The organism is Micrococcus sp. GbtcB5, assembly GCF_019091605.1.
Taxonomy (GTDB): domain Bacteria; phylum Actinomycetota; class Actinomycetes; order Actinomycetales; family Micrococcaceae; genus Micrococcus; species Micrococcus luteus.
In genome coordinates this window covers 24,448-46,908 of the sequence record NZ_JAGXJK010000004.1, presented here as the reverse complement: position 1 = coordinate 46,908, position 22,461 = coordinate 24,448, and the positions used below count along the sequence as shown (strand labels likewise).

The 22,461-nt window shown below is 74.2% G+C and carries 21 protein-coding genes; 12 read left to right on the top strand and 9 right to left on the bottom strand.

Going from position 1 to position 22,461, the window contains the following annotated elements:
• Position 1: 1 nt before the first annotated feature.
• A complete protein-coding gene (gene tpx / locus KVS67_RS02345) occupies positions 2-502 on the bottom strand; it encodes a thiol peroxidase (RefSeq protein ID WP_044659388.1) in 501 nt (166 codons plus the stop codon).
• Positions 503-583: 81 nt separating this feature from the next.
• Between tpx and KVS67_RS02340 the strand changes: the two genes are divergently transcribed.
• On the top strand, positions 584-1,486 hold the full coding sequence (locus KVS67_RS02340; protein WP_041105041.1) for a patatin family protein: 903 nt from the start codon (positions 584-586) through the stop codon (positions 1,484-1,486).
• Positions 1,487-1,510: 24 nt separating this feature from the next.
• Here the strand turns inward: KVS67_RS02340 and KVS67_RS02335 are convergent, their stop codons facing one another.
• Positions 1,511-2,050, bottom strand: coding sequence for a PACE efflux transporter (locus KVS67_RS02335; protein WP_041105039.1), 540 nt, complete (start codon positions 2,048-2,050; stop codon positions 1,511-1,513).
• A 129-nt stretch (positions 2,051-2,179) separates the two neighbouring features.
• On the opposite strand from KVS67_RS02335, the gene KVS67_RS02330 reads away from it, so the two are divergent.
• Together KVS67_RS02330 and KVS67_RS02325 are read left to right on the top strand one after the other, a co-directional pair.
• Positions 2,180-2,698, top strand: a complete 519-nt coding sequence (locus KVS67_RS02330; RefSeq protein WP_041105037.1) for a ferritin — start codon at positions 2,180-2,182, stop codon at positions 2,696-2,698.
• 145 nt (positions 2,699-2,843) lie between these two features.
• Complete coding sequence (locus KVS67_RS02325) at positions 2,844-3,791, top strand: DUF808 domain-containing protein (RefSeq protein WP_041105414.1); 948 nt, start codon at positions 2,844-2,846, stop codon at positions 3,789-3,791.
• 126 nt (positions 3,792-3,917) lie between these two features.
• Here KVS67_RS02325 and KVS67_RS02320 read toward each other — a convergent pair whose 3' ends face one another.
• Positions 3,918-4,751 (bottom strand): alpha/beta fold hydrolase, encoded by an 834-nt coding sequence (locus tag KVS67_RS02320; RefSeq protein WP_041104952.1) that lies wholly within the window; start codon positions 4,749-4,751, stop codon positions 3,918-3,920.
• 128 nt (positions 4,752-4,879) lie between these two features.
• Here KVS67_RS02320 and KVS67_RS02315 point away from each other — a divergent pair, with 128 nt between their 5' ends.
• The 5 genes from KVS67_RS02315 (at position 4,880) to KVS67_RS02295 (ending at position 10,805) form a co-directional block, all read left to right on the top strand.
• Positions 4,880-5,614 (top strand): NUDIX hydrolase, encoded by a 735-nt coding sequence (locus KVS67_RS02315; protein ID WP_041104954.1) that lies wholly within the window; start codon positions 4,880-4,882, stop codon positions 5,612-5,614.
• A gap of 28 nt (positions 5,615-5,642) precedes the next feature.
• On the top strand, positions 5,643-6,971 hold the full coding sequence (nadA, locus tag KVS67_RS02310; protein WP_061867051.1) for a quinolinate synthase NadA: 1,329 nt from the start codon (positions 5,643-5,645) through the stop codon (positions 6,969-6,971).
• On the top strand, positions 6,968-7,888 hold the full coding sequence (gene nadC, locus KVS67_RS02305; protein WP_041104958.1) for a carboxylating nicotinate-nucleotide diphosphorylase: 921 nt from the start codon (positions 6,968-6,970) through the stop codon (positions 7,886-7,888). The genes nadA and nadC overlap by 4 nt, the downstream gene beginning before the upstream one ends.
• The gene (locus tag KVS67_RS02300) at positions 7,885-9,057 is read left to right on the top strand and encodes a cysteine desulfurase family protein (RefSeq protein ID WP_041104960.1); all 1,173 of its coding nucleotides are present in this window, start codon (positions 7,885-7,887) and stop codon (positions 9,055-9,057) included. Before nadC ends, KVS67_RS02300 begins: the two co-directional genes overlap by 4 nt.
• Positions 9,058-9,167: 110 nt before the next feature.
• Positions 9,168-10,805 (top strand): alkaline phosphatase, encoded by a 1,638-nt coding sequence (locus KVS67_RS02295; protein WP_052520106.1) that lies wholly within the window; start codon positions 9,168-9,170, stop codon positions 10,803-10,805.
• 27 nt (positions 10,806-10,832) lie between these two features.
• Here KVS67_RS02295 and KVS67_RS02290 read toward each other — a convergent pair whose 3' ends face one another.
• Genes KVS67_RS02290 through KVS67_RS02275 form a run of 4 tightly spaced genes read right to left on the bottom strand, consistent with a single transcriptional unit; the run spans position 10,833 to position 14,231 of the window.
• Positions 10,833-11,840 (bottom strand): glycine betaine ABC transporter substrate-binding protein, encoded by a 1,008-nt coding sequence (locus KVS67_RS02290; protein WP_134416720.1) that lies wholly within the window; start codon positions 11,838-11,840, stop codon positions 10,833-10,835.
• Positions 11,837-12,589, bottom strand: coding sequence for an ABC transporter permease (locus tag KVS67_RS02285; RefSeq protein WP_036316433.1), 753 nt, complete (start codon positions 12,587-12,589; stop codon positions 11,837-11,839). The genes KVS67_RS02290 and KVS67_RS02285 overlap by 4 nt, the downstream gene beginning before the upstream one ends.
• Positions 12,586-13,593: an ABC transporter ATP-binding protein gene (locus tag KVS67_RS02280; protein WP_134416722.1), complete on the bottom strand. Its 1,008-nt coding sequence runs from the start codon at positions 13,591-13,593 to the stop codon at positions 12,586-12,588. The genes KVS67_RS02285 and KVS67_RS02280 overlap by 4 nt, the downstream gene beginning before the upstream one ends.
• A complete protein-coding gene (locus KVS67_RS02275) occupies positions 13,590-14,231 on the bottom strand; it encodes an ABC transporter permease (protein WP_002855197.1) in 642 nt (213 codons plus the stop codon). Before KVS67_RS02275 ends, KVS67_RS02280 begins: the two co-directional genes overlap by 4 nt.
• A gap of 228 nt (positions 14,232-14,459) precedes the next feature.
• Here KVS67_RS02275 and KVS67_RS02270 point away from each other — a divergent pair, with 228 nt between their 5' ends.
• On the top strand, positions 14,460-15,761 hold the full coding sequence (locus KVS67_RS02270; protein WP_036316429.1) for a dicarboxylate/amino acid:cation symporter: 1,302 nt from the start codon (positions 14,460-14,462) through the stop codon (positions 15,759-15,761).
• A gap of 73 nt (positions 15,762-15,834) precedes the next feature.
• Here the strand turns inward: KVS67_RS02270 and KVS67_RS02265 are convergent, their stop codons facing one another.
• Complete coding sequence (locus KVS67_RS02265; RefSeq protein WP_141843619.1) at positions 15,835-17,316, bottom strand: sugar porter family MFS transporter; 1,482 nt, start codon at positions 17,314-17,316, stop codon at positions 15,835-15,837.
• A 249-nt stretch (positions 17,317-17,565) separates the two neighbouring features.
• Between KVS67_RS02265 and KVS67_RS02260 the strand changes: the two genes are divergently transcribed.
• The 3 genes from KVS67_RS02260 (at position 17,566) to arfB (ending at position 21,333) form a co-directional block, all read left to right on the top strand.
• Positions 17,566-19,302: a bifunctional 3'-5' exonuclease/DNA polymerase gene (locus KVS67_RS02260; RefSeq protein ID WP_141843617.1), complete on the top strand. Its 1,737-nt coding sequence runs from the start codon at positions 17,566-17,568 to the stop codon at positions 19,300-19,302.
• Positions 19,303-19,439: 137 nt separating this feature from the next.
• Positions 19,440-20,885, top strand: coding sequence for an MFS transporter (locus KVS67_RS02255; protein ID WP_141843615.1), 1,446 nt, complete (start codon positions 19,440-19,442; stop codon positions 20,883-20,885).
• A complete protein-coding gene (gene arfB / locus KVS67_RS02250) occupies positions 20,878-21,333 on the top strand; it encodes an alternative ribosome rescue aminoacyl-tRNA hydrolase ArfB (RefSeq protein WP_020626297.1) in 456 nt (151 codons plus the stop codon). The genes KVS67_RS02255 and arfB overlap by 8 nt, the downstream gene beginning before the upstream one ends.
• A gap of 27 nt (positions 21,334-21,360) precedes the next feature.
• Here the strand turns inward: arfB and KVS67_RS02245 are convergent, their stop codons facing one another.
• Positions 21,361-22,350: a cation diffusion facilitator family transporter gene (locus KVS67_RS02245; protein ID WP_217564735.1), complete on the bottom strand. Its 990-nt coding sequence runs from the start codon at positions 22,348-22,350 to the stop codon at positions 21,361-21,363.
• Between the last annotated feature and the right edge of the window lie 111 nt (positions 22,351-22,461).

Genomic DNA, 22,461 nt, shown 5'->3' with positions numbered 1-22,461 from the left:
CTCAGCCCCGGGCGGCCGCCAGGGCGGCCTCGTAGTCCGGCTCCTCGGAGATCTCGGGGACGAGCTGGGCATGACGGACCACGCCGTCGGCATCGACCACGACGACGGCGCGGGCCAGCAGGCCCTCGAGCGGACCGTCGGTCATGCGCACGCCGTAGTCGCCGCCGAACGACGAGCGGAACACAGAGCCGCTGCGGACGTGGTCGATGCCCTCGACCGAGCAGAAGCGCGCGGCGGCGAACGGCAGGTCCGCGGACACGGCCACGACGGTGGTGTCCCCGAGGTCCGCGACGCGGGAGTCGAACTCGCGGACGGAGGCGGCGCACACGCCGGTGTCCAGGGACGGGAAGATGTTCAGGATCACGCGGCGGCCGCGCAGCTCCCGCAGGGTCACCGGGGACAGGTCCGCCCCGGTGAGGGTGAAGTCGGGGGCGGGGGAACCCACCTGGGGCAGCTCACCGACGGTGTGGACGGGGGTGCTCTTCATGTGGGTCGTCGCCATGGGGACAGCCTAGGATGGGCGCGGCCGGACGGGAGCACTCCCCGCCCGGCTCGGCGGACGGCGAACACGGAGGGACCGACCATGACCGAGCCCATGACGTCCAACGTCACCGACACGGCCCTGCTGTTCGAGGGCGGGGGCATGCGCGCCGCGCTCACCTCGGCCGTGGTGGCGGAACTGCTGCGCGAGCGGATCCACGTGGACTTCGTGGCCGGCATCTCGGCGGGCTCGTCCAACGCCGTGAACTACCTGTCCCGCGACCCGGCCCGTGCGCGGCGCTCGTTCGTGGACTTCGCCGACGATCCTCGGTTCGGCAACTGGCTGAGCTTCGTGCGCGGCAAGGGCCTGTTCAACGCCGAGTACATCTACGAGCACGCCGGCCTGCCCGAGGCGGACCTGCCCTACGACTTCGCCACGTTCCGCGCGAACCCCGCCCGGCTCGTGCTGGGCGGGTTCGACGCCGCGAGCGGCGAGACCCGCTGGTGGGACCGCTCCGACATGACCACCCTGACCGACCTGATGGTCCGCGTCCGCGCGTCGTCCACGATGCCGGTCCTCATGCCCCCCGTGCACGCCGAGGGCACCGTGTTCGTGGACGGCGCCCTCGGCGTGGACGGCGGGATCCCGCTGACCGCGGCGGAGGACGCGGGGTTCGAGAAGGTCCTCGTGGTCCTGACCCGGGAGCGCGGGTACGTGAAGCGGCCCGAGCGGTTCCCCTCGTTCTATCAGCGCACCTTCCGGCGCTACCCCGCCGTCGCGGACGCGCTGCTCACGCGCTGGCGCCGGTACAACGCCACCCGCGAGCGCCTGTTCGAGATGGAGCGGCAGGGACGGGCCTATCTGTTCGTGCCCGAGACCATGCCCATCGCCAACGGCGAGCGGTCCGTGGCCAAGCTGGCCGCCGCCCACGAGCTCGGCCTGGACCAGGTGCGCCGCGAGATGCCCGCGATCCGCGCGTTCCTGGGGCTGCCGGCGTCCCGCTGAGCCGCGCCTGCTCCGAGCGGCGGGTCAGGCCTCGGCGCGGGCGGCCGAGTCCGGCAGGCCGAACACCGAGTCGAACGCATAGGCGTACACCGCGGCGTAGACGAGGAAGAACACGAGCAGGCCGGCCTCGATGAGGAACGCCTCCCCCAGCCCGATGCCGAGGATCAGCGCCACCGCGGGCACGAGGAACACGATCAGCCCGCCCTCGAAGCCGACGGCGTGGGCCACGCGCACCCACCAGGGCCGGCCCGTGATCCCGAGGCGGCGTTCGAGGGTCTCGAACACCGAGTTGAACACGATGTTCCACAGCAGGGCCACGGTCGAGGACACGACCGCCACGGCGAGCGAGGGCCCGCCGCCGTTGCCGAGCGCCGCCAGGATCACGGTGGTGAAGAGGATGGCGAGCAGCTCGAAGACCACCGCGTAGACCACGCGGCGCAGCAGGGGCGTCCGGAACACGCGGCGGCGCACGAGCGCGTCCCGGCCCCCCGGGCCCCGCGGCACGTCGGAGGGCGGCGTCGACACGGGGTCGACGCCCGGGCGGGCGCGGCGGGTCTCGGACACGGCGCCCAGCCTAGGGCTGGCACCGCGGGGCGCCGAATCCGGCGGAACCGGCCGCCCGCCGTCGTCGCTCCTCGATGAGGGGCGGGCGCGCCTTCACCGCGCCCCGGCCGCCTGCCTAGAGTTCGAGGCATGAAGCTCACCGATGACCTGCTGCAGAAGTTCAACGAACAGATCACCCTCGAGTTCGAGGCGTCCATGGTCTACCGCCAGCTCGCGATCGCCGCCGACGACCTGGACCTGTCCGGGATGGCCGCGTGGCTGCGGCACCAGGCGGACGAGGAGATCGTCCACGCGAACAAGTTCATCGACCACGTCGCCGACCGGGACAGCTTCCCGACGATCGGCGCCATCCCGGCCCCGCCCGTGCAGGCCGGCCTGTCGGCCCTGGAGATCTTCCGGGCCGCGCTCGCGCACGAGCAGAAGGTCTCCGAGGCGATCCGCGAGCTGTACCGGGCCACCGAGTCCGCGGGCGACCTCAACTCGCGCCCGCTGCTGAACTGGTTCCTGGACGAGCAGATCGAGGAGGAGGCCACCGTCTCCGAGATCGTGGGCCAGCTCGAGCTCGTCGGCGATGACGGCTCGGGCCTGCTCCGCATCGACGGCCGCCTGGGCTCCCGTCCCGTGGAGACCACCGAGAACGACGCCTGAGCCCACCGGCGGCCTCGTCGGCCGCGCACGCACCGGCCCGGTCCCCCACGGGACCGGGCCGGTGCGTGTCCGTCCCCGCCGCTATGCTCGACCTGCGCCCTGCCCGCGCACCGGCGCGCCCGTCGGCCCCACCCCAGGAGGAACCATGGTCGGACTCGTAGCCCTGCTCGACGACGTCGCCGCCCTCGCCCGCCTCGCCGCCGCGAGCGTGGACGACGTGGCCGCAGGGGCGGGACGCGCCGCGGCCAAGGCGGCGGGTGTGGTGGTCGACGACGCCGCGGTGACCCCGCAGTACATGGCCGGCGCAGCCGCGGCCCGCGAGCTGCCGATGATCTGGCGGATCACCAAGGGCTCCCTGCGCAACAAGCTCGTGTTCATCCTGCCCGCCCTGCTGCTGCTCGACTGGCTCGCCCCCTGGATCCTGCCGTGGCTGCTGCTGGCCGGCGGCACCTACCTGTCCTATGAGGGCGCGCACAAGGTGTGGGGCAAGCTCACCGGCCACGGGCATGCCGACGACGAGGAGCCCGCCGTCGAGCGGGGTCCGGAGGCCGAGGACACCGTGGTGCGCGGGGCCATCACCACGGACTTCATCCTGTCCCTGGAGATCATGGTCATCTCCATGAACGAGGTGGCCGACCTGGGCTTCTGGATGCAGGCGGCGGTCCTGGCGGTGGTGGCCGTCCTCATCACCGTGGGCGTGTATGGGGCCGTGGGGCTGATCGTGAAGATGGACGACGTCGGCCTGCACCTGCACCAGAACGCCTCGACCTCCGGCGGCCGCTCGTTCGGCGCCGGGCTGGTCAAGGCCATGCCGCACGTGCTGCGCGTGGTGACCGTCATCGGCACCGTGGCGATGCTCTGGGTGGGCGGCCACATCGCCCTCGTGGAGCTGGACGCACTGGGCGTGCCGTGGCCCTACGCCGTGCAGCACGGGATCGTCGAGCCCGTCACACACGCCGCCGGCGCGTTCCTCGGCTGGCTCACGGAGACTGCGACGTCGGCTGTGTGGGGCCTGCTCTGGGGCTCGGTCGCGCTCGGGGTGGTCCTGCTCGTCGGACGCCTGCGCGGGAAGAAGGCCGCGCCCGCCCACTGATGCGGCGGCTGACGGGTCTACTCCCACCCGCGCCCGACGCCGAGGCCCGCAGACGCGCCGCTACGCACGGAACGTAGCGGCGCGTCTGCGGGCCTCGGCGCTGTCTCCGTCTCCCGACGGGCCCCGTCAGTCGGCGGTGAGGAAGGTGCGCACCGCGGAGACGAAGGCCTCGGGCTGGTCGGCGTGCAGCCAGTGGCCGGCGTCACGGACGGTCACGCGCACGACGCGCGGGAACAGCTCCTTCATCCGCGGCACGTCCTCGTCCTGGACGTAGTCCGACTCGGCGCCGGCCAGCCACAGGACCGGATGGTCGAACACGCGCGCCGGGTCCTCGGGGACCACCGGGTCCGGGAACGAGCCGATCTCCCGCAGGTGCTCGAAGAGCATGGCCACGTTGGGCTGCCACGCGAAGTGGCCGGCCGCGCGCCGCAGGTTCTGCAGCAGGAAGCCGCGCACCCGCGCGTCGTGGACGTGCTCGGCCATGGCCGCGTCGGCCTCGGCCCGCGAGTCGTACGCGTCCAGGTCCATGCGCAGCATGGTGCCCAGCAGGTGCACGAACTCGTCCGTGGCCTGCGGTGAGAGCCGCGGGGAGATGTCCTCCACGATCAGCCGGTCCACGAGCTCCGGGTGCCGCAGGGCGAGCACCATCGCGACCTTGCCGCCCATCGAGTGGCCCAGCAGGTGGACCGGCCCGTCGGCGGCGAGACCGCCCCGCAGGTGGGCAGCCACCCGGTCCGCGATCTCGCGGTAGTCCACCCGGTCCGTCCAGGGCGAGGCGCCGTGGTCCGGCAGATCGATCAGCTCCACCGTGAAGTCGTCCCCCAGCTCCTTGGCCGGGCCGGTGAAGTTCCGGCCGCGGCCCATGAGGCCATGCAGGAACGCGACGCGGCGCGAGCCCTCCCCGATGCGGGTGGAGGCCAGGGGTGCGTCGGACAGGGCGGAGGCGGCGGTCGTGTTCACCCGACTCAGGCTAGCGCGGGACCGGACCGGCGCCTCCCCCGACTTCCAGTCATCTTGACCCTCTGAGATGGGCGGGAACAGTGTCATACTGACCAGAACAGCCCCGCCAGTCCACTCCGGGAGGTCCCATGCCCGTCGCTGAGGCCCGCGTCAGCGTCGCCGTGTCCACGGCCGTCTTCGGCGTGCGCCCGGACCCGCACGGCGTGCCCCGCCTCTGCGTCGCCCTCGTCCCGCGGATGCGCGAGCCGTTCCTGGACCGGTGGGCGCTGCCGGGCGCGTGGCTCGGCGCGGACGAGGAGCTGGCCGACGTCGCCGCACGCGTGGCCGCCGAGTGCGTGCCCGGTCCCGTCCGTCGCCTCGAGCAGCTGGCGGCGTTCGGCGCCGTGGACCGTTCCCCCACCGGACGCGTCCTCACGGTGGCCCACTGGGCGCTCAGCCCCGTCCTGGACGACGACGGCGCCGCCCCGGCGTCCCGCCCGGACCCGGACGTGGCCGGGCTGCCCATCGGGGTCCATGTGCGCTGGCACCGGGCCGACGCGCCGCCCGCGCTGGCGTTCGACCACGCCCAGATCCTGGCGGCGGCCGTGGCGCGTCTGCGCGCGGACCTGCCGCGAGCCGGCGTCGGGCACGCGCTGCTGGGGCCCTCCTTCACCCTTGCCGAGCTGCGCGCCGTGCACGAGGCCGTCCTCGGCCGCGGCCTCGACGCCGCCAACTTCCGCCGCGCCACCCTCGCCGCCGGGGCCCTCGAGGAGACCGGCGAGGTCCGCGGCGGCACCCCGCACCGCCCGCCCAAGCTCTACCGCTACCGGCCCGCCGGGCCCGGGACCGACCCCGATCCCGCCGGGCCGGACGCCCGCCGCTGACCCACCAGCCCCGACCCAGGAGTCACCCATGACCACCCCGACCGGGACCACCGCCTCGGTGGCCCGCACCCTGACCCTGATCGACAAGGACGCCGCGCGCGGCTCCTCGTGCTCCCCCGACCTGACCCGCGGCCCCTGGGCGTTCGACGCCGGCCTGCCCGCCTACGGCCCCGGCGCATCGCAGGACGACGCCGTCCCGGCCGACGCCCCCGTGCAGGGCCGCATCCCCGAGGAGTACCAGCGGGCCTCCGACGAGGAGCTCCACGCCCGGATCAGCGCGGCGCGGCAGACGCTCGGCGAACGCGTCGTCGTGCTGGGCCACTTCTACCAGCGCGACGAGGTCGTCCAGCACGGCGACTTCGTGGGCGACTCCTTCCAGCTCGCGCGGGCCTCCCAGGGCCGGCCCGAGGCGGAGGCGATCGTGTTCTGCGGCGTGCACTTCATGGCGGAGACCGCGGACCTTCTCTCCACCCCGGACCAGGCCGTCATCCTGCCCAACCTCGCCGCCGGCTGCTCCATGGCGGACATGGCCGACCTGGACTCGGTCGAGGACGCGTGGGAGCAGCTCGAGGCGGTCTACGGCACCGAGCCGGACGACGACGGGCGCGTGCCCCTGCTGCCCGTGACCTACATGAACTCCTCCGCGGCCCTCAAGGGCTTCGTCGGCGAGCGCGGCGGCATCGTGTGCACGTCCTCCAACGCCTCGGCCGTGCTGGACTGGGCGTTCGAGCGTGCCCAACGCGTCCTGTTCTTCCCGGACCAGCACCTGGGCCGGAACACGGGCCGCGCCAGGGGGATCCCACTCGAGCAGATGCCGACGTGGAACCCCCGCCTGCCGCTGGGCGGGAACTCCGAGGACGCCCTGCGGGACGCGAAGGTCCTGCTGTGGCACGGCTTCTGCTCGGTGCACCGCCGCTTCACCGTGGCGCAGATCGAGCAGGCCCGCGCCGAGCACCCGGACGTCCAGGTGATCGTGCACCCCGAGTGCCCCCTGCCCGTGGTGGAGGCCGCGGACTCCTCCGGGTCCACCGACTTCATCGTCAAGGCGATCCAGGCGGCGCCGGCCGGCTCGACCTTCGCGATCGGCACCGAGATCAACCTCGTGCAGCGCCTGGCCGCCCAGCACCCCGAGCACACGATCTTCTGCCTCGACCCCGTGATCTGCCCGTGCTCCACCATGTACCGCATCCACCCCGGCTACCTCGCGTGGGTGCTCGAGGAGCTCGTGGCCGGCCGCGTGGTCAACCGGATCACCGTGCCCGCGTCCGTCGCCGACCCGGCCCGCACCGCGCTCGAGCGGATGCTGGCCGTCGCGCCGAAGCAGTCGGCCGCGCAGTCCGCCGGGGCCGGGACGTGACCCCGGCCGACCGCGCCCCGGCGACGCCGGCCCCGCAGCCGGACGTGGAGCGGATCGTGGCCGCCGCGCTCGCCGAGGACGCGCCCTGGGGTGATGTCTCCTCGGAGGCCTTCGTCCCGGAGCAGGCCCGGATCACCGCGCGCGTGGTGGCCCGCGAGCCCGGGGTGCTCTCCGGCACGAACGCCCTCGAGGCCGCCTTCCGGCTCGTCGACCCGGCCGTGTCCGTCACCCTGCACCTGACCGACGGCGCCGACCTGTCCCCCGGCGCCGTCGTCGCCGAGGTCGCGGGCCCCGCCCGCTCGGTGCTGCGCGCCGAGCGCGTGGCGCTGAACCTCGTCCAACGGCAGTCCGGGATCGCCACGACGACGGCCGCCCACGTGGCCGCCGCGCGCGCCGGCGGCGGGCACGCGCGGGTGGTGGACACCCGCAAGACCACCCCGGGTCTGCGCGTGCTCGAACGGCAGGCGGTGCGGGACGGAGGCGGGCACAACCACCGCTTCAGCCTCTCGGATGCCGTGATGCTCAAGGACAACCACCTGGCCGCGCTGGGGTTCGGCGGTGCCGGCGACCCGGGCGAGGCCCTCACCGCGGCCCTGCGCGCCGGGATGGCCCGCCTGCCGCACACCACCCACGTGGAGGTGGAGGTCGACCGGCTCGAGCAGATCCCGGCGGTGCTCGCCGCCGGGGTCGACACGATCATGCTGGACAACTTCTCGCCGGCCGAGCTGCGGGCCGGCGTCGAGCTCGTGGCGGGCCGCGCCGTCGTCGAGGCCTCCGGCGGGGTGAGCCTCGAGACGATCGGGGCGATCGCGGCCACGGGCGTGGACGTGATCTCGGTGGGAGCACTGACCCATACCGTCCAGTCCCTGGACCTGGGCCTGGACGCCGTGGTCGAGGAGGGCTCGCCGCGCCGATGAGCACCACCCTCGACCTGGACCACGCGGCCACCGCGCCCGTCCGGCGCAGCGCGCTGGAGGCGATGTGGCCCGCCCTCACCGGCGTCTACGGCAACCCGTCCTCGGCGCACGAGGCCGGCCGGGCGGCGGCGGCCCTGCTCGAGGACGCCCGCGCGCGGGTGGCCCGCGCGATCGGCGCCCGGGCCGGGCAGGTCGTGTTCACCTCGGGCGGCACGGAGGCCGACGCGCTCGCCGTGCTCGGCACGGTGCGCGCCCGGATCCTCGCCGGACGCCCGGCGGGCCACGTGCTGACCACGGGGATCGAGCACAGCGCGGTGCGGCAGTCCTGTGACCAGCTGGCCCGGCTGCACGGCGTCGAGGTCGAGCACCTCGCGCTGGACCGTGACGGTTTGACCTCGGCGGACGACCTCGCCGCCCGCCTGCGCCCGGACACCGCGCTGGTCAGCGTGCACCTGGCCCACAACGAGGTGGGCACGGTGCAGCCGGTGGCCGAGCTGGCCGCCGTCGCCCGGGAGGCGGGCGTGCCGCTGCACGTGGACGCGGTGCAGGCCGCGGGGCAGATCCCGGTGGACGTGCGCGCCCTCGGGGCGGATCTCGTGGCGCTGTCCGGGCACAAGGTCGGCGGGCCCAAGGGGGTCGGCGCGCTGTGGGTGCGCCCGGGTCACGCCCTGGAACCGCTCGTGCCCGGTGGCGGCCAGGAGCGGGGCCGGCGGTCCGGGACGCAGAACGTGGCCGGTGCCGCCGGGTTCGCGGCGGCCTTCGAGGAGGCCGAGGCGGAGCGCACCGCGGCCGCGGACGCGTGGTCCGGGCTGCGGGACCGGTTCGCGGCGCGCGTGCTCGACGGCGTCCGGGCGCTCGTGCCCGACGCGCGGCTGACCGGCCATCCCGCGCGGCGGCTGCCGCGTCACGCCTCGTTCGTGCTGCCCGGCGTGAACGGCGAGTCGGTGCTGGAGGAGGCGGCCCGCCGGGGCGTGCTGGCCTCGGCGGGGTCCGCGTGCTCGGCCCACGACGCCGAGCCGTCCCCGGCCCTGCTCGCGCTGGGCCTCAGCGAGGACGAGGCCCGCACGGCCCTGCGCTGCACGTTCGGCCCGGACGCCGACGCCCCGCTGCTCGACGCCGCGGCGGACGCGATCGTCGACGCCGTCCGGACGGTCACCGCCCTGCGCTGAGCGGCCCCGGGCCGGTCGACCCCGATGCCGCCGGGGGCCGGCGTCGGACGTTCACCCGGGGGTCAGCCCGAGGCCACATGTCCCTCGCCTGCGTGCCCCACCCTGGCCCCGTGAAGCAGACCACCGCACCCCTGTCCCACTCCGCCTCCCGCCGTTCGGTGCTCGCCGCGGCGTCCGCCGCCGTACTCGCCCCCGCCGCCCTCGCCGGCCCCGCCGCCGCCCGTCCGGCCCGCCACACCCCCGGTGGCCTGGTCGCGTCCCGTCTGACGCTGCCGTCCGGCGTCGCCACCGGCGACGTCACCTCGAACTCGGCCGTGCTGTGGGCGCGCTCGTCCGGCCGTTCGCGCCTGCACGCCACGCTGCGCGCGGTCGACGAGGACGGGAAGGTGCTGCGCGGCCGCTTCGCCCGCGGGCTGACCCTGCGCTCCGGCTGGGTCGACGGGGCCACCGACCACACCGCGAAGATCCTCGCGGACACGCTGCCCTCCGACACCCGCTTCGAGGTGACGTACGCGTTCGAGGACGAGGCCGGCCGCCTGGGCGAGTCGGCCGTGGCCCGCTTCACGACGGCGCCCGGCGCGCGGTTCGGCCGGAAGACCTCCGCCGCCCAGTCCTTCGTGTGGACCGCGGACACCGCGGGGCAGGGCTACGGCATCAACCCGGAGATCGGCGGCATGCGCGGCTACGCGGCGATGCACGCCACGATGCCCGACTTCTTCCTGCACTCCGGCGACACGATCTACGCGGACAACCCCATCCCGGAGACCCTCGAGGTGGCCGGCGAGCCCACCTGGCGCAACCTCGTCACGGAGGAGACGTCCAAGGTCGCCGAGACGCTGAACGAGTTCCGCGGCCGCCACCGCTACAACATGATGGACGACAACCTCCGCGCCCTGTACGCGGACGTCCCCGTCATCGCCCAGTGGGACGACCACGAGACGACCAACAACTGGTGGCCGGGTGAGGTCCTCGAAGACCCGCGCTACACCCAGGTCCGTGACGTGGACACGCTGGCCGCCCGCGCCCGCCGCGCGTGGCAGGAGTACATGCCGATCGCCGACTCCACAGCCCTGCGCCGCGGCTCGGGCTTCGAGCCCGCCCGCATCTACCGCAGGATCCCCCGCGGCGCGACCCTCGACGTGTTCGCCCTGGACATGCGCACCCACAAGGGCGAGAACACCCCGGGGCTCGAGACCCACGAGACCCCGATCCTGGGCGACGAGCAGCTGCAGTGGCTCATCCGTGGGCTGCGCGCGTCGACCGCCACGTGGAAGGTCATCGCCAACGACCTGCCTCTGGGCCTGATCGTCCCCGACGGCACGGGGCAGGAGTCCCTGTCCAACGGCGACGACGGCGCCCCGCTGGGCCGCGAGCTGGAGATCGCCCGCCTCCTGAAGGCGATCAAGGACCACGGCGTGAAGAACGTCGTGTTCCTCACCGGCGACGTCCACTACTGCGCGGCGCACCACTACTCCCCCGACCGCGCGGCGTTCACCGACTTCGAGCCGTTCTGGGAGTTCGTGGCCGGCCCCATCAACGCCGGATCGTTCGGCCCGAACACGCTGGACGGCACCTTCGGCCCGCGCCTGGACTTCGAGGCGCACGGGCCGGTCATGGGCTCGCCGCGCTCCGGCGAGCACCAGTACTTCGGCCACGTCGAGATCCCCGAGGACGGCCGCGAGTTCCGGGTGCGTCTGATCAACGCCGCCGGCCGGACGGTCTACTCGCGCACGCTGACGGCGGCCTGATCCGCCGTGCCACGCGGCGGGTGACCGTCAGTCGGTGATCAGGCCCTCCTCGCGGAGCCAGTCCCACGCGACCTGGGTGGGCTCCTCGCCGTCGACGTCCACCCGGGCGTTCAGGCGCGCGGCCGTCGCGTTGTCCAGGCGCGCGGTCACGGGCGCCAGCAGGTCGGCGATCTCGGGGTGCTCGGCCAGGACCTCCTCGCGCACGATGGGGGCCGCGTTGTACTTCGGGAAGAAGCTCAGCGGGTCCTGCAGGGTCGTCAGGTCCAGCGCGGCGATCCGCCCGTCCGTGGCGTACGCCTCCCCGAAGGTGCACGACCCGTCCGCCACCGCGGCGAACACCGCCCCGATGTCCATCTGGCGCAGCCGGGATCCGGTGGGCCGTTCGATCCCGTAGGCCTCGAGCATGGGCAGGAACCCGTCGTTGCGGGCGGCGAATTCGGCGCTCACGCAGAAGGACTGGTCCTCCGTGGGGAGGTCCTTGATGTCCGCCAGGGTCTCCAGGCCGAGCTCCTCCGCCCGGTCCTGGCGCACGGAGAAGGTGTAGGTGTTGTCGAGTTCGGCCGGCGGCAGCCACACCAGGCCCTGCTGCGCGTCCTCGTCCCGGACCGCGGCCCACTGCGCCTGGGCGTCCGGGATCGGATCGGTGTGGCCCAGGTACGTGATCCAGGCCGTCCCCGTGTAGTCCCACTCGACGTCCACGACGCCTGCGACCTGGGCCTGGCGCGCACTGAGCGAACCCGGCATGTTGGTCAGATCCTCGACGTCGGCCCCCGCGGAGCGCAGCAGGATCGCGGTGATCTTGCCGAGCACGACGCCCTCGTTGAAGTTCTTGGAGCCCACCGCCACGTGGGCGCCCTCGAGGTCGATCCCGGCGACGTCGCCGGCGGGCGTGCCCGAGGGCAGGTAGCCGCCGGCGGTGCTCAGCCCGCACCCGGACAGGACCAGGGAGGCCGCCAGGCCGAGCGCGGCGAGCGCGGCACGAGCGGGGGTCCGGCCGCGGCGGCGGGACGGGGTGGTCGCGCGCGGGGTGGTCATGCGAGCCCCCTCGGCGTGGCCAGCGTCTCGACGAGGCGGCCGATCCACTCGATCATCAGGGCGAGGGCGGCCACGAGGATCGCCCCCGAGACGAGCAGCGGGAAACGGAACAGGACGATCCCGGTCTGGATGAGCAGGCCGAGGCCGCCGGCGTCGATGAACGTCGCGAACGCCCCGGTACCCACCAGCAGCACCAGGGCGGTCCGCAGACCCGCCATGATCACGGGCAGGGCCAAGGGCAGCTCCACCCGGAGCAGGGTCTGCAGCGGCGACATGCCCATGCCGCGGGCCGCCTCGACGACGGTGGGGTCGACGCCCCGCAGCCCGGCCAGCGTGTTGGCCAGCACGGGCAGGAACGCGTAGAGGGACAGGGCCAGGACGGCGACCCGGAAGCCGAACCCCCACGCCATGGCGAGCAGGACGATCACACCGATCACGGGAGCGGCCTGGCCGGCGTTGGCCAGCCCCATGGCGACGGGGGTGAACCGCCGGGCGGCGGGGCGGCTCAGCAGCACGCCGAGCGGGACGGCCGTCGCCACGACCAGAACGGTGGACACGCCGACGAGGGCCAGGTGCTCGGCGGTGAGGCGCAGGACGGTGGGCCAGGTCAGCAGCCGGGCCTCGACGTCGTCGAGGGCGGCTCCGCGCACCCAGACGGTCCACCCGATCAGCAGGGCGGCCACCAGCAGCGGCAGGCCGATCAGGAGCAGGCGGTCCTCGGCGGAGGCCGCACGCAGCCGGGCGATCACGGCCGAGCCTGCTCGTCGCCGGCGCGGGCGTGCGCGCGCAGTGTCGGATAGTCGAGCAGACCGATGACCGTGCCATCACGGACCACGGCGATCTCCTCCGCCGGGGCCGTGACCAGCACGGCGAGGGCCTCGCTGATCGGGGTGGCCGCGTCGAGCACGGGCCCGCCCGGCAGCGTGCCCGTCGGGTGCTGTGCGATCGGGCGCAGCGGCAGCGAGTCGACCGACCGCAGCCCCAGCCGCTTGAGCCCCGCCCCCGACCCCACGAAGTCGGCCACGAACTCGGTGGCCGGCCGCGCCAGGACCTCTTCGGGGGTGGCGTACTGGGCCACGTGCGCGCCGGGTTCGAGCACCAGGATCCGGTCGCCCAGGAGCACGGCCTCGTCCACGTCGTGGGTGACCATCACGATGGTCTTGCCCACCCTGGCCTGGATGTCGAGCATCTCCTTCTGCAGGCGCTGGCGGGTGAGGGGGTCCACGGCGCCGAAGGGCTCGTCCATGAGCAGCACGGGTGGATCCGCCGCGAGGCCCCGCGCCACGCCGACGCGCTGCTGCTGTCCGCCGGACAGCTCGCGCGGGAAACGGTCCCGGTAGATCGCCGGGTCCAGGCCGACCAGGTCGAGCAGCTCGTCCACGCGGTCGGCGATGCGCCGGCGGTCCCACTTGAGCAGGCGCGGCACCAGGCCGACGTTCTCGGCGACGGACAGGTGGGGCATCATCCCGCCACCCTGCACGACGTAGCCGATCTGACGGCGCAGCCGGGTGGGGTCGCGGCGTGTGATGTCCTCCCCACCGATCAGGATCCGCCCGGAGGTGGGCTCGATGAGGCGGTTGATCATCTTCAGCGAGGTGGTCTTGCCGCAGCCGGACGGGCCGACGAACACCACGGTCTCCCCCGCGGGGATGATGAGGTCCAGGGCGTCCACGGCGGGACGGTCCTGCCCCGGAAAGAGCTTCGTCAGGGACTCGAGACGGATCTCGGCCCCGGCGTCACGGTCGGTGCTCATGCGCGCAGTCCCTTCGAGATGGTGAGCCGGCCGAGCAGCACGAGCAGCCCGTCCAGGACGAGGGCGACGACGACGATGCCGAGGGTGCCCACGAGGGCGTAGTTCAACGCGTTGGCGCCGCCCAGGGAGACCAGCCCCGTGAAGATGTACGAGCCCAGTCCGGGCCCCAGGACGTAGGCCGCGACCGCGGCCACGCCCATGCCGAGCTGGCCCGCGACCCGGATGCCGGTGAGGATCACGGGCCAGGCCAGCGGGAGACGCACCCGGGTGAACAGCGCCACCGGCCCCATGCCCATCCCCCGGGCGGCCTCCAGCACCTCCGGGTCCACGCCGCGCAGACCCACGAGCGCGTTGCGGAGGATGGGCAGCAGGGCATAGAAGACCACCACCACGACGGCGGGGACGGTCCCGATGCCCACCAGGGGGATCAGGACGCCGATGAGCGCGAAGGAGGGCAGGGTCAGCCCGACGGCCGTGAAGGCGTTCGCGATCGGGGTCAGGGCCTTGATCCGCGTGGCGATCACGGCCAGCGCGATGGCGAGCACGGTGGCGATGGCCAGCGCCTGCAGCACGAGCCACCCGTGCTGCCACGCCCGGAAGAGGATGTCGGGCCAGCGTGAGGCGAGGAACTCGCTCATGCGGCCTCCACGCCGGCAGCGCGCCCCTGGGCGGCCCGGGCGTCTGCGGGGCGGGGCAGGACCGTCATCGTCGTCTCCTTCGGTCCGGGTGGGTCGGGCGTGCTCTTGCACGCTCCCCGAGACGGTGGCGCTCCCTGTGTTCTGCGCCACGACGGGGGTCGCCGGCACCGCCAAGGATGGCCTACCGACCGGGCGACGGGCAGGACGGCCTGCGCTAGCGTGTCGGCCATGTCTCGCTCCCACTCCGATGCCCTCGACGCGTCCGGCCCCGACTCCGGGGGCGCCGTCGCCGTGCCCCGCCGCCGCGTCGGCCTGCTGCCCCGCATCCTCGTCGCGATCGTGGCCGGCGTCCTCGTCGGCCTGGTCGCGCCGACCTGGCTCGTGCAGGCCTTCGCCACCTTCAACGGGCTGTTCTCGAACTTCCTGGGTTTCATCGTCCCGGTGCTGATCCTGGCGCTCGTCGCCCCCGCCATCGGCGACATCGGCCGGGGCGCGGGGAAGCTGCTGGCCCTGACCGGCGGCATCGCCTACGGCTCCACCCTGGTCGGCGGCTTCGGCGCCCTGCTGGTCTGCCTGCTCGTCTTCCCGCTGATCCTCACGCCCGGGTCCTTCGAGGGGATGGCCAACCCCGAGGACGCGCTGCTCGGCCCGCTGTTCGAGGTGCAGATGGACCCGCCCTTCGGCGTGATGACGGCCCTGCTGCTCGCGTTCGTGCTCGGCATCGGCCTGACGATGCTGCCGCGCGGCGCCCTGCACGAGAGCTTCGACCAGCTGCGATCGATCATCGAGCGGGTCGTCATGGGCCTGATCGTGCCGCTGCTGCCCGTCTACATCTTCGGCGTGTTCCTGAACATGACCGCCGCCGGCGAGGTCTTCAAGGTCATCACCACGTTCCTCGGCGTGATCCTGCTGGTCTTCGGCCTCACCGTGGTGCTGCTGCTCCTCCAGTACGTCGTCGCGGGCGCGATCGCGGGCCGCAACCCGTTCACGGCACTGAAGACGATGCTGCCGGCCTACGCGACGGCCCTGGGCACCTCGTCCTCGGCGGCGACCATCCCGGTGACCCTGCGCCAGACCCTGCTGCTCGGCGTGCGCCGGCCGATCGCCTCGTTCGTCGTGCCGCTGTGCGCGACGATCCACCTGGCCGGCTCCACCGTGAAGATCGTCTCGTTCTCCATCGCGGTGCTGTTCCTCTCGGGCCAGTCGATCGACGTCCCGGTGTTCGTGGGCTTCATCTTCATGCTGGGCGTCACCATGGTCGCGGCGCCCGGCGTGCCCGGCGGCGCGATCGTGGCGGCCTCGGGCCTGCTGACCTCGATGCTCGGCTTCACCGAGCCGCAGGTCGCGCTCATGGTCGCCACGTACATCGCCATCGACTCCTTCGGCACCGCCACCAACGTGACCGGCGACGCCGCCATCGCGATGATCGTCGACAAGATCGCCGGAGACCGTCTCATCGAGGACTCCGAGGACGAGGGCCTGGAGCGCCTCGACGACGAGGGGGCCGCGACCGGCGCCGACGCCGGCTGACCCGCCCCGCACACACCACGGCCCCCTCCCTGTCTGCAGCTCCGGGACGGGGCCGTCGTCGGGACTGGCGGTGTCAGCCGCGCAGGCCCTGCTCCGCCTCGGCGCGCACCGCGCGCCGTTGCCCCGGGGAGCGCACGACGACGTCGCTCATCTCCTCGAGCGTCTTGCCCTTGGTCTCGGGCACGAAGGCCGCCACGAAGGCCAGGGACAGCGCCGCCATGACCGCGTACAGGCCGTAGGCGAGGGTCAGGCCGATGTCCGCCAACCACGGGAACGTGGTGGAGACGGTGAAGTTGGCCGCCCACTGCGCGGCGGCGGCCACGGCGAGCGCGCCGGCGCGGATGCGGTTCGGGAACATCTCGCCCAGCAGCACCCAGACCAGCGGACCCCAGGTGGCACCGAAGAACACCACGAAGGCGTTCGCGGCCACCAGCGCCACCGTGGACCACGGCTGCGGCAGGGACACGGACTCGGCGCCGCCGGTCTCCGCGAAGGAGAAGGCCAGTGCCATCAGGCCGAGGCTGACCGCCATGCCGGCGGAGCCGGCGATCAGCATGGGGCGACGGCCGACGCGGTCCACCAGGGCGATCGCGATGAAGGTGACGGCGATGTTCGTGACCGAGGTGATCACGGTGACCGTGAGGGCGTCCGACTCTCCGAAGCCCACCGAGCGCCACAGGGTGGTGGAGTAGTAGAAGATCACGTTGATGCCCACGGCCTGCTGGAAGACGGAGAGCAGGATGCCGATCCACACGATCGGCTGCAGGCCCGCCGCCGGTCCGCGCAGGTCCGCCAACGACTCGCGGTGCTCCGAGTCCAGCGAGCGCCGGATGTCCTCGATCATCAGGTTCACCCGGTCCACGCCGGTGAACTCGTGCAGGACCTCGGCCGCCTCGTCCGTGCGACCGCGGGCGACCAGGTAGCGCGGGGACTCCGGCAACTTCAGGGCGAACAGGCCGTACAGCACCGCCGGGACGGCCTCGGCCAGGAACATCCAGCGCCAGGCGTCGACGCCGAGCCAGAACGGCTGCGCCGCTCCCCCGGCCATCGTCGCGAAGAGCGCGTCCGTGAGGAGCGCGACGAAGATGCCCAGGACGATCGCCAGCTGTTGGAGCGAGCCGAGGCGACCGCGCACATGGGCCGGGCTGACCTCCGCGATGTACGCCGGGGCGATCACGGACGCGGCGCCCACGCCCAGGCCGCCGACCATGCGCCAGACGATCAGGTCGACCACGCCGAACGCCAGGCCCGAGCCGATGGCGGAGACCAGGAACAGGATCGCGGCGATCACCATCACGGGCACGCGGCCGCGGCGGTTGGCGATCGGCCCGGCGAACCAGGCGCCCAGCGCGCAGCCGATCAGCGCCGAGGAGACGGCGAAGCCCGTGAGACCGGCGCCGAGGCCGAACTCCCCGGCGAGCGCGTCCACGGCGCCGTTGATGACGGAGGTGTCGAAGCCGAACAGGAAGCCGCCGAGCGCGGCGGCGACCGAGATGCCGACCACCTTGGCGTTGAGGCGCGACGTCGCGGCGCCGCCGGACCGGGTCGCTGTCATGGTGGGTCCTCTCTGGGTCGCGCCCGACGGCCCGCTGCGCGCCGGTGCGTCCGCACAGTGTGTTCTCCGCTCAGCGAGCGTGCAAGTCGCACAGCCCCTCGCCCCGCCCACGGTGAGGCGGCGGAACGTCAGGGGGAACCGTGCCCGCTGTGCCCGCCGTGGTCGCCGCCGTGCCGGGAGGTCTGCCGCACAGGGCTGCGGCAGACGGCGCCTCGGGTCACGACCCTGCCACGGGGCAGAATGAGGGCCATGTTCGTCGTCCTGGGCCCCGCCCCCGCCTCCGTCGGCAGCCCCGGCGCCTGGTGGGCCGTGGACGGGGACGACGCCACTCCCCTGGGCTCCTGCCCCGCCGGGTCCGTGGCCGCGCTCGTGGCCGGTCTGCCCGCCCGTCTGGGCGTGGACCCGAGCACGGTCCGCTGGGTGCTCGCCGACGTCGGGACAGAGTACACCGCCTGGCTGGCGGCGGGGGTGCGGGCGGATCGATGCTGGGACCTGACCCTCGTCCAGCGGATCCTGCGGCACGCGGCGATGGCGCCGGGCAGCGGGGTGCGTTACACGCCCGTGGCGCAGCTCGAGGTCGCCGACCCGACGGAGCCCGAGCGCCCCGCGCGGGTGCCCGCCGGTCAGGAGTCCTTCTTCGACCTGCCGGACGAGTCCGGCCACGCCCCGGACGTCACCGTGCTCGCGGCCGAGCTGGCCGCGCAGCGGGCGGCCGTCGAGGGCTCGGCCCACCCGCACCGGCTGCGGCTGCTCGCGGCGGCGGAGTCGCAGGGCGCACTCGTGGCCGCGGAGATCCGGGCGGCGGGTCTGCCGTGGGACCGGGGCGTGCACGAGGCGCTCCTCGCCGAGCAGCTCGGCCCCCGGCCTGCACCGGGCGAGCGTCCGGCCCGCCTGCAGGCCCTGGCCGAACGCATCGCCGAGGTCCTGGGCTCCCCCGGGCTGAGCCCCGACTCGCAGCCGAGCCTGCTGCGGGCGCTGCAGACGGCGGGCGTGGCCGTGGAGTCCACGCGGCAGTGGGACCTGAAGCACTGGATCGACGCCGGCGGCGCGGAGCGCGAGGCGCGGGCCGCGCTGCTCGCGCCGCTGCTGGAGTACAAGGCCCTGGCCCGGCTGTGGACGGCCAACGGCTGGCACTGGCTGGACCAGTGGATCGGCGACGACGGCCGGTTCCACGCCGCCTACCTGGTCGGCGGCGTGGTGACCGGGCGGTGGGCCGCCCACGGCGGTGGGGCCATGCAGGTCCCGGCCGGGGTGCGCGACGCCGTCCGCGCAGACCCCGGGTGGACGCTGACCGTGGCCGACGCCTCCCAGGTGGAGCCGCGCATCCTCGCCGCGATGGCCGCCGACGAGGCGCTGGCCCGTGCCGGGACCACGCCCGACCTGTACCGGGAGGTGGCGGAGCAGGGCCGGGCGGCCGGCACCGCGCTGGCCGACCGCGGGCGCGCGAAGATCGCCCTGCTGGGTGCGATGTACGGCTCGACGACGGGCGACTCCGCGGCGCTCATGCCGCACCTGCGCCGGCTCTACCCCCGAGCGATCGGCCTGCTCGAGCGGGCGGCCTCCGTCGGCGAGGGAGGCGGCCAGGTGTCCACGTGGCTGGGCCGCTGGTCCCCCGCGCCGGGGCGGAAGTGGCAGGAGTCCGTGTCCGACGTCGGCACCCAGGCCGCCGAGTCCGCGGCCCGGCGACGGCGGCGCTCCCAGGGCCGCTTCACCCGGAACTTCGTGGTGCAGGGCACCGCGGCCGAGTGGGCGCTGTGCTGGATGGGCGAGATCCGCCGTCGACTGCGCTCGGCCGGCATGCGCACGGAACTCGTGTTCTTCGTCCACGACGAGGTCGTCCTGCACGGCCCGGCCACGGAGGCCGAGGCCGTGCGGACGGTCGTGGCGGAGTCCGCGAGCGCCGCCGGCCGCCTGCTGTTCGGTCCCGCCCCCGTGGACTTCCCGCTCACCGTCTCCAGCGTGGGGTCGTACGCGGACGCGAAGTGAGCGACGGGGCGGCAGGGCGACGGTCGCGGTCATGGCCTCCGTGCGCCGCACCGGGCCGAGGACCCTCGGACCTGGCACGATGCGGGACGAGGGCCGATCCTGGAGAGCGCCCGAGACACCCTTGTGAAGGAGACCGCATGCCCGTCGCCCCGCGTCCGTCCGACGGCGCCGCGTCCTCGGTCTTCACCCCGCACCAGCAGCGCATCCTCGCGGTGCTCCTCATCCCGATCTTCATGTCCCTGCTGGCCGTGTCCAGCATCAACGTGGCCCTGCCCGCCCTGCAGCGGGGCCTGGACGCCAGCGACGCGGAGCTGCAGTGGGCCATCTCCGGCTACACCCTCGTGTTCGGCATGGTGCTCGTGCCGGCGGGCCGGGCGGGTGACCTCTTCGGCCGCCGCCGGCTGTTCCTGGTGGGCCTCGGCGTGTTCGCGCTCGGTGCGCTCCTGTCCGGCCTGGCGCCCACGGGCGTCCTGCTCGTGCTCGCGCGCCTGGTCATGGGCGTGGGCGCGGGCCTGCTCAACCCGCAGGTCACCGGCTTCATCCAGGGCGAGTTCTCCGGCGCCTCCCGCGCCCGGGCGTTCGGGGCGCTCGGCGCCGTCGTCGGGGTGTCCGTGGCGGTGGGGCCGCTGCTCAGCGGCGGGCTCATCGCGTGGCTCGGCGGCGACCTCGGCTGGCGCGCGACCTTTCTGGTGAACGTGCCCATCGCCCTCGGCGCCCTGATCGTGGCCCGCCAGTGGCTGCCGCGCACCGTCCCCGAGCGGGCGCGGCGTCCGGACCTGGACCCGGTCGGCGTCGTCCTGCTGGCCGGCGCCCTCGTGGCCGTCATGCTCCCGTTCCTGGACCGGGGGCTCGGGCCGTGGCGGTTCGTGCTCGTGCCCGTCGGCATCGGCCTGGCCGCCCTCTGGACGCGGTGGGAGGCCCGCTACGCACGACGGGGCCGCGCCCCGATGGTGGACCTGCGCCTGTTCCAGACCCGCAGCTTCGCGTGCGGCGCCCTGCTGATCGCCATCTACTTCACCGGCTCGACCAGCATGTTCGTCGTGATCGCCATGTTCATGCAGAACGGGCTGGGCTACCCGGCGCTGCACGCCGCGCTCATCGGCCTGCCTTCGGCGGTCATGTCGAGCGTGATGTCCACCGTGGCCGGGCGCGTGGTGCTGCGCACGGGCCGGAAGATCGTCGTCCTCGGCATCGCGCTGGCGCTGCTCGCCGTCGTGGGCTCCATCGGGGTGGCGTGGGCCAACCGGGAGTTCGGCCTGAGTCCGTGGTGGCTGCTGCTCACCCTCGCCATCTTGGGTGCCGGGCAGGGGCTGGTGGTCTCCCCCAACCAGACCCTCAGCCTGGCCGAGGTCCCGCCGCGGCACTCCGGCACGGCCGGCGGCGTCCTGCAGACCGGCCAGCGCGTCGGCACGGCCGTCGGCACCGCCGTGATCGTGGGGGTGTTCCTGGGCGTCGCCTCCGGTGCCGACTGGGACGGGGCGTTCATGGCCGCCTTCGCGCTGGTGGCCGGGTGCATGGCCCTCGCGCTCCTCGTCGCACTCGCGGACCTGCGCGGACCACGGACGGCGGCCCCCCGTGGCTGAGCCCCGCCCCGGCGACGTGCGCGTCACCCCCGGCCCCGGCGCACCCCGCGGGCTGGTCATCCCCGCGGGCGAACTCGTCGAACGCTTCTCCCACGCCTCCGGCCCGGGCGGTCAGGGCGTGAACACGGCGGACTCGCGGGTCCAGCTCAGCCTGGACCTGGCGGCCACCTCCGCCCTCGACGACGTCCAGCGCGCCCGCGTCCTCGCGCGGCTGGCGCCCCGGCTGGCCGGGACGGTCCTCACCGTCAGCGTGGCGGAGCACCGGGCCCAGTGGCGCAACCGGGTGGCCGCCCGCGAGCGGCTCGCGGCGCTGCTGCGCGAGGCCCTGGCCCCGCCGACGCCGCGGCGGGCCACGACGCCGACGCGCGGCTCCCGGCGGCGCCGCCTGGAGGCCAAACGCCGTCGCTCCGAGGTGAAGCGCACGCGCCGCCGCCCCGGCCTCGACTGAGGCCGCTCGCCCGCCGGCCGCGCGGGCTCAGACGCGGGTGTTCTGCGATTCCGGGGCCAGGGGCGCGTGGGCGGGGTTGGACAGGGAGAGCACGACGGCGGCCACGCGCGGGTGTTCGAGGAGGGCGTCCTCCACGCGCTGGAGCAGGACCGCGGCCTCGCTCTCCCGCTCGTCCCCGGCCAGGTCCACGGCCCCGACGACGAAGAGCTTCTCCGGGCCGACGTACTCGAGGTGCAGGTAGCTCACGGAGAGCACCTCGGGCCGCTCCAGCAGCCAGCGCAGCACCCGGGTCCGGACCGCCGGGTCGGCGACCTCGCCGACGAGGAACGCCATGTTCCGCGAGAGCAGGAAGATCGCGACGACCCCGAGCAGCACGCCCACGAGGATCGAGCCGGCGGCGTCCCACCGGGGGTCCCCGGTGAGCTGGTGCAGGGCGAGGGCGGCGGCCGCGATGGCCAGGCCGATCAGGGCCGAGGCGTCCTCCACCCACACGGCGCGCAGGGTGGGGTCCGAGGTCTGGCGCAGGAACGTGGCATCGCTGATGTGCCGCCGCTCCGCGTCGCGGCGGACGCGCCGGTGCGCGTTCAGGAACGAGATGCCCTCGAGCACGAACGCGACGGCGAGCACGATGTACGCGATCGTGTACTCCGCCTCCTCCTCGGGGGCGGACCAGGCCGTGATCCCGTGCCAGACCGAGACCGCCGAGCCCACCGCGAACAGGCCGAAGGCCGCGACCATCGACCACACGTAGGCCGCGCGCCCGTAGCCCAGCGGGTGCCGCGCGTCGGGGGCTCGGCCGGCCCGACGCTCCGCCAGCAGCAGGAAGACCTCATTGCCGGCGTCGGCCCAGGAGTGCGCGGCCTCCGCCACCATCGCGGCTGAGCCGGTGACCGCGCCCACGATCGACTTGACGACGGCGATCACCGTGTTCACGCCGAGGGCGATCAGGACGGTCAGCAGGCTCTCGCCGCCGGACTCGGCGGCGGGCGGGGCGACGGCGGGCGGGGTACGGGTCATCCCCCGAGTCTGCCCCTGCAGGCGGGTGCCGGGCCAGGCTCGCCATGTCCGGGTCCGCCGGTCCGGGAGCGCGAGAGGGGGTCCACGCGGATCGGCGTCGCCGAGCCCGTG

What these genes read in the sequence shown, in the direction of transcription:
- tpx (WP_044659388.1), bottom strand. Translation starts at nt 502, where the DNA reads ATGGCGACGACCCACATGAAGAGCACCCCCGTCCACACCGTCGGTGAG.
- KVS67_RS02340 (WP_041105041.1), top strand. Translation starts at nt 584, where the DNA reads ATGACCGAGCCCATGACGTCCAACGTCACCGACACGGCCCTGCTGTTC.
- KVS67_RS02330 (WP_041105037.1), top strand. Translation starts at nt 2,180, where the DNA reads ATGAAGCTCACCGATGACCTGCTGCAGAAGTTCAACGAACAGATCACC.
- KVS67_RS02325 (WP_041105414.1), top strand. Translation starts at nt 2,844, where the DNA reads ATGGTCGGACTCGTAGCCCTGCTCGACGACGTCGCCGCCCTCGCCCGC.
- KVS67_RS02315 (WP_041104954.1), top strand. Translation starts at nt 4,880, where the DNA reads ATGCCCGTCGCTGAGGCCCGCGTCAGCGTCGCCGTGTCCACGGCCGTC.
- nadA (WP_061867051.1), top strand. Translation starts at nt 5,643, where the DNA reads ATGACCACCCCGACCGGGACCACCGCCTCGGTGGCCCGCACCCTGACC.
- KVS67_RS02300 (WP_041104960.1), top strand. Translation starts at nt 7,885, where the DNA reads ATGAGCACCACCCTCGACCTGGACCACGCGGCCACCGCGCCCGTCCGG.
- KVS67_RS02290 (WP_134416720.1), bottom strand. Translation starts at nt 11,840, where the DNA reads ATGACCACCCCGCGCGCGACCACCCCGTCCCGCCGCCGCGGCCGGACC.
- KVS67_RS02280 (WP_134416722.1), bottom strand. Translation starts at nt 13,593, where the DNA reads ATGAGCACCGACCGTGACGCCGGGGCCGAGATCCGTCTCGAGTCCCTG.
- KVS67_RS02275 (WP_002855197.1), bottom strand. Translation starts at nt 14,231, where the DNA reads ATGAGCGAGTTCCTCGCCTCACGCTGGCCCGACATCCTCTTCCGGGCG.
- KVS67_RS02270 (WP_036316429.1), top strand. Translation starts at nt 14,460, where the DNA reads ATGTCTCGCTCCCACTCCGATGCCCTCGACGCGTCCGGCCCCGACTCC.
- KVS67_RS02265 (WP_141843619.1), bottom strand. Translation starts at nt 17,316, where the DNA reads ATGACAGCGACCCGGTCCGGCGGCGCCGCGACGTCGCGCCTCAACGCC.
- KVS67_RS02260 (WP_141843617.1), top strand. Translation starts at nt 17,566, where the DNA reads ATGTTCGTCGTCCTGGGCCCCGCCCCCGCCTCCGTCGGCAGCCCCGGC.
- KVS67_RS02255 (WP_141843615.1), top strand. Translation starts at nt 19,440, where the DNA reads ATGCCCGTCGCCCCGCGTCCGTCCGACGGCGCCGCGTCCTCGGTCTTC.
- KVS67_RS02245 (WP_217564735.1), bottom strand. Translation starts at nt 22,350, where the DNA reads ATGACCCGTACCCCGCCCGCCGTCGCCCCGCCCGCCGCCGAGTCCGGC.